Raw genomic sequence first — 617 nt, 5'->3', positions numbered from 1 at the left:
GCAACGCCGCGTGAGTGAAGAAGGGTTTCGGCTCGTAAAACTCTGTTGTTGAAGAAGAACACATCTGAGAGTAACTGTTCAGGTGTTGACGGTATTTAACCAGAAAGCCACGGCTAACTACGTGCCAGCAGCCGCGGTAATACGTAGGTGGCAAGCGTTGTCCGGATTTATTGGGCGTAAAGCGAGCGCAGGCGGTTTCTTAAGTCTGATGTGAAAGCCTTCGGCTTAACCGGAGAAGTGCATCGGAAACTGGGAGACTTGAGTGCAGAAGAGGACAGTGGAACTCCATGTGTAGCGGTGAAATGCGTAGATATATGGAAGAACACCAGTGGCGAAGGCGGCTGTCTGGTCTGTAACTGACGCTGAGGCTCGAAAGCATGGGTAGCGAACAGGATTAGATACCCTGGTAGTCCATGCCGTAAACGATGAATACTAGGTGTTGGAGGGTTTCCGCCCTTCAGTGCCGCAGCTAACGCATTAAGTATTCCGCCTGGGGAGTACGACCGCAAGGTTGAAACTCAAAGGAATTGACGGGGGCCCGCACAAGCGGTGGAGCATGTGGTTTAATTCGAAGCTACGCGAAGAACCTTACCAGGTCTTGACATACTGTGCTAACC

The 617-nt window shown here is 51.5% G+C and carries 1 rRNA gene; it reads left to right on the top strand.

The annotated features are described in order from the left end of the window. Positions 1–617, top strand: a 16S ribosomal RNA gene (locus tag IWT5_RS11800); the annotation flags it as partial.

It is taken from the genome of Secundilactobacillus mixtipabuli (assembly GCF_002217925.1).
GTDB lineage: Bacteria > Bacillota > Bacilli > Lactobacillales > Lactobacillaceae > Secundilactobacillus > Secundilactobacillus mixtipabuli.
This window is presented reverse-complemented; position numbering and strand designations above follow the sequence as displayed.